The organism is Aeromonas sp. QDB03, from assembly GCF_027707985.1.
Lineage (GTDB): Bacteria > Pseudomonadota > Gammaproteobacteria > Enterobacterales > Aeromonadaceae > Aeromonas > Aeromonas hydrophila.
The window spans coordinates 577,690-595,773 of the sequence record NZ_JAPCJG010000002.1 but is presented as its reverse complement, the minus strand read 5'-3'; the positions used below and the strand labels follow the sequence as shown (position 1 = coordinate 595,773).

The 18,084-nt window shown below is 63.2% G+C and carries 5 protein-coding genes; 3 read left to right on the top strand and 2 right to left on the bottom strand.

All coding sequences use genetic code 11. The features are described 5' to 3' along the window. Window positions 1-30: 30 nt before the first annotated feature. Complete coding sequence (locus PG900_RS07445) at window positions 31-1,395, bottom strand: HlyD family type I secretion periplasmic adaptor subunit (RefSeq protein ID WP_043160093.1); 1,365 nt, start codon at window positions 1,393-1,395, stop codon at window positions 31-33. Next, entirely contained in the window at window positions 1,392-3,455 is a 2,064-nt protein-coding gene (locus PG900_RS07440; RefSeq protein WP_270831194.1) for a peptidase domain-containing ABC transporter, read from the bottom strand. Before PG900_RS07440 ends, PG900_RS07445 begins: the two co-directional genes overlap by 4 nt. A gap of 332 nt (window positions 3,456-3,787) precedes the next feature. Between PG900_RS07440 and rtxH the strand changes: the two genes are divergently transcribed. The 3 genes from rtxH to rtxA all read left to right on the top strand — a co-directional run bounded on the left by rtxH (window position 3,788) and on the right by rtxA (window position 17,993). Continuing rightward, entirely contained in the window at window positions 3,788-4,186 is a 399-nt protein-coding gene (rtxH, locus tag PG900_RS07435; protein WP_080697672.1) for a protein RtxH, read from the top strand. 86 nt (window positions 4,187-4,272) lie between these two features. Continuing rightward, a complete protein-coding gene (locus PG900_RS07430; protein ID WP_270831191.1) occupies window positions 4,273-4,668 on the top strand; it encodes a protein-lysine palmitoyltransferase in 396 nt (131 codons plus the stop codon). A gap of 17 nt (window positions 4,669-4,685) precedes the next feature. Further along, on the top strand, window positions 4,686-17,993 hold the full coding sequence (rtxA, locus tag PG900_RS07425; protein WP_270831190.1) for an MARTX multifunctional-autoprocessing repeats-in-toxin holotoxin RtxA: 13,308 nt from the start codon (window positions 4,686-4,688) through the stop codon (window positions 17,991-17,993). Window positions 17,994-18,084: the final 91 nt, after the last annotated feature.

Below are 18,084 nucleotides of genomic sequence, written 5' to 3'. Positions count from 1 at the left end.
CCTCCAAGGCTGGCAAAGCGTGTGTCATTGTCATCGCTCCCTCAGCGCCTCGGCCTGATACTCGCGAATGGGGCTCAGCAGGTAGTCGATGACCCGGCGCCGGTCGGTCTTGATCTCCGCCACCACCGACATGCCGGGGGTGAGTTTGACGGGCTGCTGGTCGATCAGCATCTCGCCCCGGCTCAGCTTGACCCTGGCGGCAAAGACCAGCCCCAGCTGCTCATCGGCGGTGGCGTCGCGCGACACGCTCACCAGCTCGCCATCTATGGTGCCGTAGCGGGTGTAGGGGAAGGCATCCACCTTGATGCTCACCGCCTGCCCCTCGTGCACGAAGCCGATGTCCTTGTTGAGGATCTTCACCTCGGCGAGCTGCACCCCTTCGTTGGGCACGATCACCAGCAACTGCTGGGCCGGCTGCACCACGGCGCCCTGGGTGTGAATGGCCAGCTGCTGCACCGTGCCGGCCACGGGGGCGCGGATCACCTCCAGATGTTCCCGTTCGCGCAGTTTGGCGAGCTCCTGCTCGATGGCGGTCAGCTGCAGCTTGGCCTGCTGGCGTTTCTCGATCCACTCCCGCTGCTTTTGTGCCTTGAAGCCGGCCAGCCGCTCCTGCAGGCTCTGCTGCTGGGATTGCAGCACCTCGAGCTCGGCCCGCTGCTGGGCGAGTTGGCGCTGGGTTTCCAGCAGCTCTTTTTCCTGCTCCAGATACTCCACCCGGGAGATGGCATGGGACTGGCTCAGGGTCTGACGGGCCTGCAGGCGGGGACGGATGTTGGCCAGCAGGGTGGTGAGAGACGCCATGTCGCCCCGTCTGGCGGCCTGGTTGGCCTGGTTGACCCCGAGCTCGGCCTGCAGGTTGCCGAGAGTGCTGTGAAATTCGTGCAGCTCGCTCTGGTAGTTCTCCACCAGCGCCAGCTGCTGCTCCGGCGTGAGCCTGACATAGTCCGGATGCTGGTCGGGGGCCTGATCACGGTAGAGCGACTGGTAGCGGATCAACGTCTGGTACTGGAACGCCTGCTGCTGGCGCAAGCGGCTCAGATCCTGACTGACCCCGAGAGTATTGAGGGTCAGCAGCGGCGCATCGGCGGCAACCACCTGACCGTCTTCCACGTGGATGCTCACCACCCTGGCCTGCTCGTAGGACTGGATCATCTGGCTGCGGCCAAGCACCAGCAGGCGGCCGCTGGCGGTGGCCTGGATGTCGAGCTCGCCCCAGCAGGCCCACAGCAGGGTCAGCAGCACGCCGGCGCTGAGGGTCAGCGCCGTGATGCGGGCAAAAGGAGAGGGGGGCGTCTCGGCCAGCGCCAGGTGGGCCGGCAGAAAGCCGTAGTGGGTATCCGCCTGCCGGGGTGGACGGGGTTGGCGCAAGCGGGCCAGCCAGGTACGCAGATTCATGGGGTCTCCTCGTGCAAGTCCTGCTGCAGTCGCCACAGCCGGGCGTAGTGCTCTCCTCGCGCCAGCAGGCTGGCGTGGTCGCCCTGCTCGACGATCTTGCCGCGCTGCAGAACGATGATGCGGTCGCACTGGCGCACGGTGGAGAGTCGGTGAGCGATGGTGATGACGGTACGGCCACAGGCGATCTGGCGCATGTTGCGCTGGATCAGCGCCTGGGACTCATCGTCGAGGGCACTGGTGGCCTCGTCGAAGATGAGGATCCTGGGGTCGGCCAGCAGGGTGCGGGCGATGGCGATGCGCTGGCGCTGGCCGCCGGAGAGCGAGCTGCCCCCCTCCGCCAGCACGGTGTCGTAACCAAGGGGCAGCCGCAGAATGAAGTCGTGGGCCCCGGCCAGGGTGGCGGCCCGGATGATCTGGTCCAGGCTGGCATGGGGCATCGACTGGGCGATGTTGTCCCGTACCGATTTGTTGAACAGGTGGTTCTCCTGCAGCACCACGCCCATCTGCTGGCGCAGGTGGTGGAGGGGGAGCTGGCGGATGGATTGGCCGTCGATGAAGATCTCGCCCTGTTCGGGTTGGTAGAGGCGCAGCAGCAGTCTGGCCAGGGTGCTCTTGCCCGAGCCTGAGCCGCCGACCACCCCGAGCGTTTCGCCGGCCGCTATGGTCAGGGAGAGATCATCGATGATGAGGGGGGCGTCCGGTTGATAGCGAAAGCGCACCCGCTCCAGTCGAATGGCACCAGCACTCACCTGACCCGCGCCGTCACGCTGGTGCTCGGGGGGCAGGTTGAGCATGTCACCCAATTTGTCCACCGCGATCCGGGTCTGGATGAACTGGCCCCATAGCTCGACCAGCCGTGACAGGGGCTGGGCCACGTGGCCGGCCATCATGTTGAAGGCGATGAGCTGGCCGATGGTGAGCTGCAGGCTGATCACCTCGCTCGCGCCGAGCCAGAGCAAGCCGGCGCTCACCAGTTTTTGCAGCCACATGACGCCGTGCTGGGAGGTATTGTTGAGCTGCTGAACCCGGTAACCGGCGGTCACCATCTGGCTGGTCTGCTCATCCCAGCGCCGCACGAAGCGCGGTTCCAGCGCCAGGCTCTTGAGGGTCTCGGCGCCGGCGACCGTCTCGTTCAAGAAGGCGGTGTTGGCGGCGGCGTGGCCGAACTGCTGTTCGACCGCCTGCTGCATGCGCGGCGTGATCCACCAAGCGATCAGTACATAGGCGGGGATGGAGAGCAGGATCACCAGGGTCAGCATGCCGGAGAGGCTGGCCATGACCGCCAGGAAGACGAACATGAACAGCACGTCCACCGTCAGGGTGAACATGGTGCCGGTCAGGAACTCGCGGATGGTATTGAGCTCCTGCACCCGGGTCACGATGGCCCCCACCTGGCGGCTCTTGAAATAGAGCAGGGGCAGGGCAAACAGGTGCTGCACCATGCGCAGGCCGAGCTGGATGTCGATCCGGTTGGCGGTGTGGGCGTACTGGTACTCCCGCAATCCGAGCAGACAGACCTCCACCAGGGCGGTGATCAGCAGCCCGAACACCAGCACATCGAGCGTCGACCAGGCCTGATGCACCAGCACCTTGTCCATGACGACCTGAAAAAAGAGCGGGGAGATGAGAGCCAGGAGCTGCAAGACCAGCGAAAAGAGCAATATCTCCCCCAGCAGCCGTTTTTGCTGCAGGAAGGCCGGGATGAACCAGCGGATGTCAAAGCGGCTCTGTTGTCTGCGTACTTGATAGACTCGTCCGTTCCAGCGAGCCAGCAGTTCCTGCTGGTCGATGACCTGCGGGTTGCCGACGGCGGGGTCCAGGATCAGGGCCTGCTCCCCCTGACGCTGGGCCAGGACGCAGGGGTTGCCGTTGTCACTGAGTAGGACCAGGGGGAGCGTCTGTTTGGCGAGTTTGCGGGGAGCAATGTGACGTTGGCGGATCTGGCTGTCGGTCTGCTGCTGCAGCCTATCGACAATAATATCAAAGGGTTCGTCTGGCGTGATATCTATATCTTTAGGGGGACAGCCCAATAATCCGGTAATAATCTTCAAGCATGCCAAAACAGACTCGTCATGCGCAGTCATAATATACCCCGTTGCCGCGTTTAAACCCCTCCTGTTTATATGGGGCAAGGTGACCTGTTACAGGCAGGGCGCGCATACTAACGAGCCGGTAATTATCTGTCAAATATTATGTGCGCTGACAAAATTAATAATAAATTCACTGAGTCAATATATCCAAAGGTAATCTCAAGTGTGGCCTCATTATTAACCTTAATGAGTTTGTTGATATTTATTTTGACGTAATCACTCTATTTTTGAATCATTGTTTAATTGAATCAAATAATATTTTCAAATATGGTAAATATAGCGAAAAATGAAATGTTAGCACCATGTTGATTTATCTTTGGTGGGATTTTTGTTTTTTGTTTTACCTTATATTTATTGATAATGGAATTTATATGACAGAGCAGTTTGTACAGACAGTATCCAGCGTCAACTACAACAAGGGGATTTTCTCCCTCTATTTCGTCGGCCAGGATCCGCTCAAGATGGCGCAGGGCGTGATGGCAGAAAGCGACAATGAGCTGGCGCTGAAACAGACGGTGCACATGCCGGCAGCTGGCTTTATGTATATGGTTTCAATGATAAAAAACATGCTTGAAGATCCGCGCATGGCGGCCGAGTTCGACAAGCTGATCGCCGCAGGCCTGATCCCGGTCGCCCCCGCCGACGCACAGGAAACCGCTCCTGCCGCCACTGCACAGGCTGCGCCGCGCAAGAAGAAATAAGTTTCCGGTGTGGGGAGTCAATGCACTTGGTATTGCAACCAACGGAACCTAACTGGCAACAAAAACAACATATGTTGGGAGGTGTCATGCTGCTCAGTCAGCACTCCTCCCTGCACCGGCGTTATTCCGTCGCCGAGTGGCAGCAACGTATATTGCCAGCATTTGAATTGAACCAGTTCTGCTATTATGAAGACTCATGCGGACGCCCGGTTGCATTTTGCAACTGGGCGTTTGTCTCTTTATCCATTCGTGACACCTTGCTGGCCGCCGAGCGGGAGCTGATCCGTGAGGATTGGCAATCCGGCGACCACATTTTTATTCCGGAGATGATAGCGCCATACGGACACGCCCGCGCCGTGGTGAGCGATCTGCGTCGCCGGATATTCTTGCCATGGAAAGGGCAGCGGGTCTGCACAGTGCGCGGTCATGTTCATGCTGAACTTGGCCATTGTGTGCGCAGGGTGCAGTGGTTTTCCATTTAATCATAATGAGTTAATACATGGGAAAGAGTGTATGGAGAAGTATTGAGTACTTCTTTACCGGTAATTACACGGCAGATGACGGAAACAATGAGATCGATGCCTATGGCTTTGGCGGTGTCATCCGCGCCTATGGTGGTGACGACACCATCAGGGTCGGTTCCATCGGTGCCACCGTCTATACCGGTACGGGCAACGACAGCGTCTATGGCGGTGCCGCCTACCTCAAGGTGGTTGACGACTCCGGCAACCTGACCGTCAAGGGGGCGGCGGGCTATGCCGACATCAGCAAGTCCCAGTCCGGCAACGTCCACTTTGCCGGCGCCAGCGGTGCGACCAACATCGATCATCAGGGGCGTGACGGTGACATCCGCTATCAGGGAGCGGCGCTGGCCAACTTCCTGACCCGCAAGGGGATCAGCGGCAACGTCAGCTTCGAAGGGGCCGGTGGCTACAACAAGCTCTGGCACCAGACCGACCGCGGCGATCTGAGCTACAGCGGCGCCGGGGCGGCCAACAAGCTGGACCGCACTTGGCACAGCCAGTATCAGGGCTCGCAGGGCAACATCCACTTCTCGGGGGCCGGTGCGGCCAACATCATCAGCTCCCAGGTGGAGTCCGGCAACGTCACCCTGAACGGCGCCGGTGCCTACAACAAGGTGTTTCGCAAGGGGCGCGAGGGGGATATCAGCTTCAACGGGGCCGGCGGCTGGAACGAGCTCTCCCGTTTGCGCAACGAGCAGGATGAGTACCTGCAGACCCGTGGCGACATCCGCTTCAACGGGGCTGGCGGCTACAACCGGCTGTTGTCGGACGTGGCCGAGGGCAACATCCACTTCAAGGGGGCGGGGGGTTACAACCATCTCTCCCGCAAGGGCTCGGACAGCGACAGCTCCCCCTTCGCCGGCGCCCGTGCCGACGAGATCGCATTGACCACCGCCACCATGGGCGGCAGCTGGATCAACCAGTCCCAGGCCGTCACGGCCATCAAGTCCAGCCTGCAGCCCAATACCTACCTGTTTGCCTTCTTTGACGGCATGTACACCAAGGTCAACCGGGTTGAGCTCTCCAATGATGGCGTGAACGGTGCCCTGCGCTATCACGCTACCTCCTGGTACAAGGAGGGCAACCACCTCGATGGCTTGGCCGGTCGTCAAATTGATGCGGGCAACGGCTTCGTCTCGACGCAAACCGACGGCGCCTATCGGCTGAGCGATCTGGTGTTCGAGCGGCGTCAGCGCATCAAGCTGGAGGCGGTGGAAGCGGATCTGACCGAAAACAGCTGGATCAACTACGGTGGCGGGGTGAACGTGGCGGCTGCCGACGTGACGCTCTCCAGCGCCAAGATGAGCGGCTACGCCATTTTTGAGGATGGCACCAAGGTCGACGTGAACGCGGTGAAATCCCGGGCGCAGGCCAACACCTATGTGTTTGCCAAACAGCTTGGTCCCTACACCAAGATAGTGGTGGTGGAGCTGGCCAATGATCGGGAGACCGGGGCGCTCAAGTACCTCGCCAAGGCGTGGTACAAGGAGGGCAACCACCTGGCGGGGCTGGCCGATAAGGTCATTTCGGAGCATACAGGCTTCACCGCCATGGGGACGGGGGGCTACTCCCTGAGCGAGGTGCGCTACCAGCTCGATACCGTCACGGCCGTGTCGGATCGACTGCCGGCCACCCGCGAGTTCTCCAGCCAGCCGTTGCTGCCCCGCCAGCAAAGTGGCGGCAAGAGCAAGGGTGACATCTTCTTTGACGGCGCCGGTGGCGGCAACGTCATCGAGTCCGATGTGACCGAAGGCAACATCCATTTCAACGGTGCCGGTGCGGCCAACGTGCTGATCAAGCGCGGCCAGCGCGGCGACCTGGTGTTCCGCGGGGCGGGCCTGGCCAACGTGCTGGTTCATCAGGGCGCCCAGGGTCGGATGGATGTCTATGCGGCCGGTGCGGCCAACGTGCTGGTGCGCAGCGGTGACGGCGAGTACTTGGCCCGTCTGCTGGCCTATGGCAACATCTCGGTGCAGCAGGGCCGTGGCGACAGCCAGGTGGTCATGCTGGGCGGTTACAACAGCCATACCCAGCTGGGCGACGGCCGCGGTCTGTGGCTGGCGGGGGGCGGCTTCAACCTGCTGACCCAGGTCGGCAACGGCCGGCTCGACGTCCTGTCGGTGGGCGGTGCCAACGTGTTGACCAAGTTCGGTGCGGGCCAACTGACGGCCGGTCTGCTGGGCGGCGCCAACGTGCTGACTCACGTCACCCAGGGTGATGAGGCTGCCGATACCCGCGCCGTGTTGCTGGGCGGTGCCAACGTGCTGACCAGGAAGGGCAACGGCAAGGTGCAGGCCATTCTGGGGGGCGGCGCCAACGTGTTGACCCAGATTGGTCAGGGGGATACCCAGGCGCTGCTGCTGGGAGCTGCCAACGTGCTGACCCGGGTCGGTGATGGCGATCTCTCTGCGGTGATGCTGGGGGGCGCCAACGTGCTGACCCATGTCGGCAACGGCGACACCCTGGGTGTGATGGGGGCTGCCGGCAACCTGTTTACCAAGGTGGGCGACGGCACGGCGATTGCCGCCATGATCGGCGCCGGCAACCTGTTTACCCAGATAGGCCAAGGCGATGCCTGGGCCCTGATGGGCGGGGTGGCCAACGTCTTCACCAAGGTCGGCGATGGCAATGCACTGGCGCTAATGGTGGCCAAGGCCAACGTCTTCACCCATATCGGTGACGGCCTGACCGTGGCGCTGATGCTGGCCCAGGGCAACCTGGCGACCAAGGTGGGCAATGGCATGACGCAGGCCGCCATGGTGGGCAATGCCAACGTCTTCACCCACGTCGGTGCTGGCGAGACCTTCGCCGCCATGCTGGGGCAGGCCAACCTGTTCACCAAGGTGGGGGATGGTCTGACAGCCGCGCTGATGATCGGCAAGGCCAACGTCTACAGCCACATCGGCAACGGCACCAGCCTGGGGTTGTTTGCCGGCGAGCTGAACGTGATGACCAAGGTGGGCAGCGGCACCACGCTGGCAGCCCTGTTCGGCAAGGCCAACATAGTGACCCATGTCGGCAGCGGTCTGACCGGCGTACTGGCGCTGGGCAAGGCCAACATCATCACCAAGGTGGGGGATGACTTCCTCGGCGCCATCGCCAAGGCCGATGCCAACGTGTTGACCCACGTGGGCAATGGCACCACCGCCGGCGTGCTGTGGGGCAAGGGCAACCTGCTGACCAAGATAGGTGACGGCACCACGGTGGGTCTGCTCATTTCCGAGGTGGGCAACGTGATGACCCACGTCGGGGCCGGCAGCACCATAGGTCTGGCCAAGGGGCGCGCCAACCTCATCACCAAGGTGGGTGACGGGCTGGTGGTGCAGGGCGCCTGGGGCGACGTCAATCTGCTGACCCAGGTCGGCAACGGCGATCGTTACAGCTTCGCCAAGGGCCGCGCCAACGTGCTGACCAAGGTGGGGGATGGGCGTGAAGTGGCCGTGCTGCAAGGGGAGGCCAACCTGGTCACCCAGGTCGGCAACGGCGACGGCTACACCGGCGCCTGGGGCAAGGCCAACGTCATCACCAAGGTAGGGGATGGCCGTCAGGTCGTGCTGGCCAAGGGCGATGCGAACATAGTGACCCAGGTCGGGGAGGGCGAAGGCTATCAGGCGCTGCTTGGCAAGGCCAATATCGTCACCCGGGTGGGGGACGGCATCCAGGTCACCCTCGCCAAGGGGGAGGTCAACCAGACCACTACGGTAGGGGACGGTCTGAGCGTGACGGCCGCCTACGGCAAGTTCAACAACAACGTCAAGGTGGGTGATGGCACCACCGTCAACCTGGTGTGGGGTGATTACAACCTCAACACCAAGGTGGGGAACGGCCTCAACGTTGCTGTCATGAAGGGCAAGGGCAATGCCAACGTCCAGATCGGTGACGGACTGGACATCACGGCGGCCTATGCCCGCCACAACGTGGCCATCAAGATCGGCAACGGCGATTTCTACAGCCTGGCCATCGCTAGCAGCAATACCAGCAGCAACAAGCTCGGCACCCTGTTTGACAACATCAAGCAGACCCTGCTCGGCAGCGCCGGCAACCAGGCCATCAACTATCTGGTGCAGGGGGACGAAGAGGGCCCGCTCAAGGCGCCGCAAGCGGCCAGCCTGGGCGAGGTGCAGGGGCTCAGCGGCTTTGGGCTGGACGAGATCAGCGAGGTGAAATCCTCCCTGGCCGGCAGTCTGACCGGCAAGGTGAGCCAGGCCGGCGAGCGCGACGAGCAGGCCATGGACAAGGCGCTGCAGCTCGATGAGCAAGGCCTGGCAAGGGGCGGTGAAAACCTCATCGTCAACGGCGATTTCGAGCGGGGCGCCCACGGCTGGCAGCATGCCGGTGACGGGATCGAGGCAGATTTTTCTGCTGCCACCTACGGGCTGGCTGCTGACGGGCACGGTGCCCGGGTCAGCGAACTGTCGACTGACCGCAATACCCAGATTTCCCAGGATCTTGCCGGCCTCAAGGCGGGCGAGACCGTCAACCTGACATTTGATTTTGCCCGCCGGGCCAATATTTCCCTGCAACACGGCATCGAGGTGTTGTGGAATGGCGAGCGGGTGTTTGCCAGCGAAGGGGATGCCAGCAGCTGGCAGAGCAAGGCGCTGACGCTGACGGCCCGCGAGGGTCGCAACACCCTGGCGTTCCGCGGTATCGGTGAGAGCAACGGCCTTGGCTACCTGCTCGACAACGTGGAGGCCACCGCCTCTGGCAAGGCCGAGATAGGCCAGGTCAGCGCCCAGCTGGTGCAAGACGACAACGCTGCCCGGGCGAGAGGCGATCAGGCGAGTGCCGATGCCGACAAACAGCGGCTCGAGCAGGAGAAGGCGCAGCAGCTGGCCGCCATCGCCGGGAGCCAGTCCCAGCTGGAGGCTACCGACCAGCAGAAGCTGGCGGAGAATGGCCAGCAGCAGCGTGCCGCCATCGAGGCGGAAGCCGGCGACATGACGGCGCAGCTCGATACCCTGGCGCGCCGCTTCGAGCAGGTCAGAGCGTCCGACGCGGCGAGCGAGCCATCCGGCCAGCATTGGCGCACCGGCTTTGCCGATCGTCTGCTGAGCACGGTCCAGGAAGATCTGGACGATGCCGGCAACACTGCTGGCACGGCGATCGAAGAGGCCAGATCTCGCCATGAGGCGCAGCATCAGCAGGTCGATAGCGCGCAGGCCAAGTCCAAGACGGGTCAGCAGCGCAGTGAACAGCTGCAAGGTGACGCCGAGGCGGCTGGCCAGCAGCGGGCCGCCCAGGCCGAACAGCGCCGTCTCGACGCGCTGGCTCGCCAGGGGGAGGCAGCATCGCGGCAGCAGCAGGGCGAAGCGAATGCCAGCCAGGCGCAGCTCGCCGGCGAGCAGGCGGCCAGCCAGGCCGGTTTGCAGGCCAACCAGGCCAAACAGAATGCGGCGAGCCTCAAGCAAAGCGGCGACAAGCCGAACCGCCAGGGTGCCCAGCCCGGCCAGCCCTCGGCCACCGCACAGCCCCTGCCGCAGGCCGGCGAGCTGGATGTGCCAGCCGTCGGCACCGTATCTGCTCCTGATGAGGTCCAACCCTCGGCCATCGACACTGCCACCGGGCTGAGCGAGCAGGAACAGTCCGCCCTCGACGGGGCGCTGGCGGCGGTCAACCGGCTGCAGATCAATGCCGGGATCCGTCAACCGGCGACACCACCGGTGGCCCCGACCCCAACGCCGAGCCAGGTGCAGCAGGAGGTGCAGGCGACAGCCACGGCGACCAAACCGGTGCAGCAGCATGAGGTACTGGCCACGGCGGCCGTGGATCTCACCGGTCTGCATGGCCCCCGCACGGGCAGCAAGGCCGTGCCTGAGTTCAGCAGTCACTTCGACGGCTCTTCCATCGGCATCGAGAACGAGCTGACTGGGTTGGTGGTGGCGCTGCCGAAGAACTCGGCACAGAAGTTTGGCTACGTGCACGATGCGGCAGGCAACCCGCTGTTCATGCTGACCAAGGACATGAACCAGGGGGGGTACACCAATCCCGCCGGGATCAGCGATGTCAAAGGGATCAACCAGTGGCAGACCCATACCATCGAGCTGGTGACCTATCCAAGCGAGATGCAGGATCAGCAGGCGGTGGAAGCTCGCAAGGAGGCCATGCTCTGGCTTGCCAGAGAGTTCACCCAGCACATCGGCCAGACCAATCACACCAGACTGTCCGATCTCGTGAGCGAGGATGGCCGTTTCACCCTGGTCATCTCCAATGCCAACCACGTGATCGCGGCCGGTAATGGCGCCGCCCGTGACGGTCAGGGGCAGACCATCGGCATGACGCCGAGCGGCCAGCAGGCGACCGTGGCGGTCAGCGCCAAGGCGTTTGGTAGCGGCTCTTCCCAGGAGATCCGGCTGCTGGAGTCCGCTCCCTGGTATCACCCCGAGCTGAAGGAGCTGTTGCTGTCCAACACGGCCAATGTGCAGTGGGAAGATGCGGCCACCGCACAGAATGTGTTTGCCTACCTCACTTCCATTTATGGCAAGACGGCCGATCTGGCCCGGGAATACGGCATTCACATCAATGACTGGGATCCGCTGGCCGAGGGGATCACGCCCAACGCCCAGGGGTTGACCGATCCCAAGGTCAAGAATGCCTGGGAAATCTTGCCAAGAACCAAGCCGGTGGCCATGTTGGCCCTGCTCAGTGCCCATGACCGCAAGCTGGTGTCCGAGCAGATCCTGGCGACCCTCAAGTCGGCCTATTCACCGGCGCTGGCACAGAACATCTATGACTACTTCAAATTTGGTGGCGAGGTAGCCGGGCATGGCATCAACAATGCGACCACGGGGGACAGCAAGCACCCCGAGCCGGCCATCCTGTTCGAGTTCCGCCAGGTACCGAACGAGCTGAGCCAGTTTGTGCCGAAGTCGGAATCGACCGCCAGGGTGGAGGTGAAGACCCTCGACCAGTTCGACCCGGTCAGTCGTCGTACCATAGTGGCGGCGGTCAACCATCTGGTCGAGCAGAGCGCGGACTTCGACAGCTGGTATCAGGCCTATCGGGAGCGCCAGGGGCTGCCACCGGTCAAGAATGCCAAGAAGGTGGCCTCTGCCAACCACAAGGCCGAGTGGGTGATGGCCAACCATGCCGAGGCATGGAGCCAGCTCACCGCCGAGCATCAAGCAGAGGTGACGAGCGGACTGCAGGCCCTAGGCGGCCACAAACCGGGAGACCAGAGCCCGGGCGTGGCGAATGCTGATACGGCCCCGCTGGACCACCCTGTGCGGGGACCGGCCGTCGCCGTTCCCGAGACCGCCGGTTTTGCCTTCCAGCTGCTCAAGAGCGGAGACAACGGCTTCATTGACTCCACCCGTCGCCAGCTGGGCAAGCTCTCCATCGATCTGCCAAGCGAGCGCCTCAAGGCGGTGCGTGAGGCCGTGGTGCGGGTGCAACAGCAACCATCGGAGGCGAATCTGGGGTTGCTGGAACAGAGCCTGACCCAGTGGCAGGCGCGTGACCCCAAAGAGTTTGCCCGGCGCGGCGAGCAAGTGAAGGCGCTGCGTTTCGAAGCGGCATCCTTGCTGAGCCATACGTTTGCCTCCCGAGCCAAGAGCGCTGGCGTGTATGGGCTGGCCTTGCCGCCGGAGCAGGCTGCCCGCTTTGAAGAGCAACTGGTATTCGATGGCATCGGCCGGATTATCGGTGCCGTGGGCGAGCTCAGTGCCACCGACATCGCCAAGGTGAGCGAGCTTGGTATCCGGTCACTGACCGAGACCAACTCCCGCGCCGAGCGACAGGCGCCGCGCACCGAGCATGACAGTCTGATCGCATTTGCGCACCAGCTGAACCAGTTCGACACGCCGCAAACCCGCCAGCTGGCCGCAGAGATCAAGTCCCTCTGGCTGTCTGGCGACGTGCGGGGGCCGCGTACCATCGCCCTGTTTGAAACCGCCAGCAAGACGCTGGGGGATTATCCGCAGTTGCAGGTGCTGGCCCAATCGCTGCTGGCAGATGCCCAGCGCAGCAAGGCGACCGGCCAGTACATCGACAACCTGTTTGGCCGTCGCTTCGATTCGGAGATCGCTCATGGGCTGGTGACGGCACCATCGCAGGCCGCGCTCGATACCTCGGCACAGCTGGGATCCAAGCTGGTGAAGGAGTTTGATGACTGGATCCAGACACTGCAACTGGATGAGGCCACCCGCACCCAGCGCATCGACAAGAAAATGGCGGCATTCGCCGAGGCCATCAAGAAAGACACCCGTCCCTGGTTCAGCCGGGTGCCCAGTCTGACCGAGTTCCTGGCCGAGCCTACCTTTGCCAACTTCAAGCAGATGATGACCCGGGTCGACAACGGTTTCGATGTCATCAAGGTCCCCTTCCTGGCGGTGAAGATGGCCACCCACCCCGAGCTTGGGATGGACACGGCCAACTGGAAGAGAGAGGGCGATCGCTTCTACGGCAGCGTCATCACCAAGGCGCGCTCGACCAGTACCGAGGTTGCTTCGGCCAAGGATGGTCTGCTGCAGGTCGACCTGCCTGGCCGTACCACCAGCGACTATGGCACCGGTCTGCACTACCAGCCCGGTGGTGACAAGTACGAGGATTTCCTGAACGGGCGCAGCGTGGCGGATGGCCGCATCCTGACACCGGGCAAGGAGACCACCTTTGAGCGCAATGCGCTGGACAAGGGGCTGTCCGTGGTGACAGGTGCTTCCGGCTCGACCAACATCATGGTCCACCTGAACAACTATCTGGCGGCCAAAGATCCTGCTTACTCCCCAAGCCAGGCTTACCTCAACACCCTTGCCTTCCTGGTATTCGATGGTGGTCACTCGGTGAACGAGAGTCTGGCGGTCTATCGAGCGCTGCAGGAGAGCGGGGATGCGCGCAAGCAGGTGCTGGAGAGCTATACCGCCAACTACCGGGATCTGATCGATCTGGCTGGCGAAGACAGCAAGGTGTCAGTACAGGCTGCCCTCGATGGTGCCTTCGGCCGTACTCTCGAGTTCTATCAGCAGCATGCCTATACGGCGCAGCTCGATGAGCTGGTCGCCCTTGGCACGCCACGCAAGGGCGATACGCTTGCCGATGGTGAGCTGTCAGCAGGCTCCGGCAAACCCGTCTCCGTGGCGAACGATGGTTCGGCCCCGCTGGACAAACAGCCACTCAATCCGCTGACCCGCTTCCTCAACGACAACCTCTACGGCACCCGCGATGAGCGGCGCCAGGTGGGCGACATCACCCGCCAACTGCTCGACCATGCGGTGAGCAAGGGCGAGGCCGAGCCGGTGACCCTGCAAGGGGATGCCGGCCGTCTGTCCGGTTACCTGCACAAGGGGGCCGAGCGGCCAGGGACGCCGCAGGATGGCAAGCCCGAGGTGGTGCTGTTCCTGCATGGTTCGGGTTCTTCCGCCGAGGAGCAGGCCGATGCGGTTCGCAGCCACTATCAGAAGCAGGGCGTCGACATGCTGGCGGTCAACCTGCGTGGCTATGGGGCCAGCGATGGCGGACCCAGCGAGCAGGGGGTCTACCAGGATGCCCGCACCATGTTCCGCTATCTGGTGGAAGAGCGCGGGGTGGCGCCTGGCAAGATCCTGATCCATGGCTACTCCATGGGCGGGCCCATCGCCGCCGACCTGGTCCGTTATGCCGCCGAGCAGGGCAAGCCGGTGGGCGGGCTGCTGCTCGATCGCCCCATGCCCAGCATGAGCAAGGCGATCACGGCCCACGAGCTGCCCAACCCGGGCGGTCTGGTGGGGGCGCTTGCCAAGGCGGTCAACGGTCGTTTCTCGGTGGAGAAAAACCTCGACGGCCTGCCCAAGAGCACCCCCATCATGCTGCTGACCGACAACGAAGGGCTCGGCAGCGAAGGGGAAAAACTGCGGGCCAAGCTGGCCGTGGCCGGTTATCAGGTCAGCGGCGAGCAGACCTTCTATGGCCATCTGGCCAGCAACCGCCTGATGAGTCAGTACGCCGAGCAGATTGTTGGCGGCTTGTTGAGCCGCACGCCGGCGGCGCTGGATGGCGCGGATCAGCCGGTTCGCAACCAGCGGGTCGAGCAGTGGCAGCGACCTGAGGTGGTGCCGGGCAGTGAAGGGGGCGAGACCCGCTTCACCAGCCAGATCATCATTCAGACCGAAGATGATCCGGTGGCCGCCAAGGCCGCGGCCAGCCTGGCTGGCAAGCACCCAGACCGCAGTCTGGTGGTACAGCTGGATGCGGATGGCAACTATCGGGTGGTGTATGGCGACCCTGCGCAACTGGCGGGCAATATCCGCTGGCAGGTGGTGGGGCATGGCCGCGATGCGGACGGGCAGAACAACAGTCGTCTCAGCGGCTACAGCGCCGACGAGCTGGCCGGTCATCTGCGCCGCCTGGGCGATCGCCTGCAGCAAGAGGCTGGCGTGACCACCAAGCCGAGCCACATCAGTCTGGTGGGTTGCTCCCTGGTGAGCGAGGACCTGCAGACCGGCTTTGCCCGCCGCTTTATTCAGGCGCTGGATGGCGAGGGGATCCGTACCCAGGTATCGGCCCGCAGCAGTGAAGTGGCGGTCGATCAGGGCGGGCGCAAGCATACCCGCGATGAGGCGGATGTCTGGGCTCGCAAGGTGGCAGCCAACAAGGTGGTATTGACCCTGGATGACGCCGGCGAACCTGTGGCGCACAACGAGCGGGTGCGCGGCGGTGTGGCTGAAGGGGATATCGTGCTGGCCAAGGTGGGCGAGGGCGAAAGCCGTGCCCGGGGCGCCATTGCCGACAACGACGAGACCTTCGTCGCACCCGACAAACAGCGCCAGCCGGAAACGGCCTCGAGCCAGGCCGACAATGCGGTCAGCTACTCGGGCAACATCCAGGTCAACGTGGGGGATGGCGAGTTCACCGCCCTCAACTGGGGGACCACCAACCTGGGTGTCAAGGTGGGCACGGGCGGCATGAAGTCGCTGGCCTTCGGCGACAACAACGTCATGGTGCACATCGGGGATGGCGACAGCAAACACAGCGTCGACATCGCCGGCTACCGGGCGCTGGAAGGGGCCCAGCTGTTCGTGGGGCAACGCAATGTCAGCTTCAACCAGGGGCGCAGCAACGATCTCATCGTGATGCTGGAAAAATCCATCCCCACTCCGCCGCTGGTCAACCCGTTTGGCGGGGCGGCCCGTATTGCCGGTGCCCTCCAGCAGATCGCCGGTGACGGTGCCAAGCCGGATTGGGTGGCCAGCCAGTGGGATCAGTGGACCCTGGCCGGTGCCAACAAGTTCGTGGCCGACATGGCCGGGCTGGATCAGACCAGCAGCATCGAATACGGCTCGCTCACGCGTCTGGACAGCGACCATGAGCGCAGCAGCCGCGGGCTCAAGAGCGATCTGGAGGCAACCCTCAACAAGGAGTTCAACAAGCGGATCTCGGGCGGCGGCCAGGGGGAACAGGGACCGTTGAGCCGGGCGGACAAGCTGCGCCAGGCCAACGATAAGCTGGTCTTCAACTTCGCCGTGGCCGGTCAGGGGGCCGACATCCAGGTCACCACGGGCAACTGGAACTTCGTGTTCGGTGACAACATCCAGGCGATCTTGGACACCAACCTGGGCTCCTTGTTCGGGCTGATGACCCAGGAGTTCACTGCCAGCGGGCAGGCGAAAACCACCTTTACCTTCACCCCGACCGATCTGCCGCGCCAGCTGCAGAACCGGTTGCTGGGACGCCTGGCCGGGGTGGGGGCCGATACCACGCTGGCGGACATCTTCGGCGTGGATTACAACGCCCGTGGCCAGCTGGTGGCCCGCGATGGGGCGGCCATCGATGCGCCGGCCCTGTTGCAGGAGATGCTGGGCGTCATCGCCGAGTTTGGCGGCGATCAGCTCAAGAGCCTGACCGATCCGGCCAAGTGGCTCGATCAGCTCAAAGCCGGGCTGGATCTGGGGGAAGATGCCCTCAGCAGCTTTGCCCGCAGCCACGGTCTGCAGGATGAGGCACCCGAGGAGGTCAAGTCCGGTACCGTGACGGTGCAGCAGGGGAGCGACGCCAAGCCGGCGGCGCTGCCAGCCGCCACCGAGGAGCGTGCCTTCGGCTTCAATGCGCTGAGTCTGCCCAACCTGTTTGCCACCCTGTTCAACCGGGACAAGCAGGCGGAGGTGGTGGCGCTGGCCAGCAACCTCAAGCAGAACCTGACGGCCGATCTGCTCAACATGAAGGAGCAGACCTTCGACTTCCTGCGCAACAGTGGTCACCTGCAGGGGGATGGCGACATGCATGTCTCCCTTGGCAACTACAACTTCAACTGGGGAGGAGACGGCAAGGATCTGGGGGCCTACCTCGGCGACAACAACAACTTCTGGGGTGGCCGCGGGGACGATGTCTTCTACGCCACCGGGACCTCCAACATCTTCACCGGCGGTGCCGGTCAGGACACCGGGATCATGATGGGTCGGGAGAACATGATGTTCGGCGGGCAGGGTGACGATGTCGCCGTGCTGGCCGGCCGTGTCAACCGCGCCTTCATGGGGGAGGGCAACGATCAGGCCTTCATCTTCGGGGAAGAGGGCATAGTGGAAGGGGGGGCCGGCCAGGATTATCTGGTGACCTCCGGCAACTACAACCAGATAGACGCCGGCGCGGATCAGGACTTCACGGTGACCATCGGCCATCACAACCAGATCCGGCTCGGAGAGGGCGACGACTTTGCCATGGTGTTTGGCAATCACAACCGTCTGCTGGCCGAACATGGCAACAACCAGGTCAAGCTGATGGGCTATCACGCCACCATTCGGGGCGGTGACGGCCAGGATCGGTTGATCGCCGATCAGGTCGCCAAGTTCAGCCAGCTCGATGGCGGCGTCGGCGATGACCTGCTGGTGCTGGGGGGTTATCAGAACCAGTTCAGCGGTGGCACCGGCGTCGACAGCTTCGTGTTCAGTGGCGCCGTGATAGAGAATCTGGTGCAGGACATCGGCAAGGAGGACTTCATCGTCTTCAACGACGTCAGCTGGCGGGATCTCTGGTTCAAGCGCAGCGGCTACGATCTGCAACTGCTGGTCAACCGTCATACCGACGGTACCAGCGAGCAGGGCAAGTTCGAGCAGCTGGGCAGTGCCACCTTCAGCAACTACTTCGCCGACAACCGGGCCCAGCTGGTGATCGGGCTTGGCGAGCAGCAGGCTGACGGCGAGCGCAGCTACAGCGCGCTCTCCCATCAGGCGGTGGACAAGCTGATCCAGGCCATGAGCAGCTTCGCCCCAGAAGCGGGCGACATGGGCCTGCTCAACCGGCTCGACAGCCAGGCCAACAGCCTGGTGCAGTCGGCCTGGGGTGATGTGATCCAGGGCAAGGGCCGGGTCGCCTGAGCGATCTGACTCCCATCCCGTTAGGTAAAAACCTGCTCTTCGGAGCAGGTTTTTTTATGGGAAAACGGTGGGCGTGAGCGTCCTTGGCGGT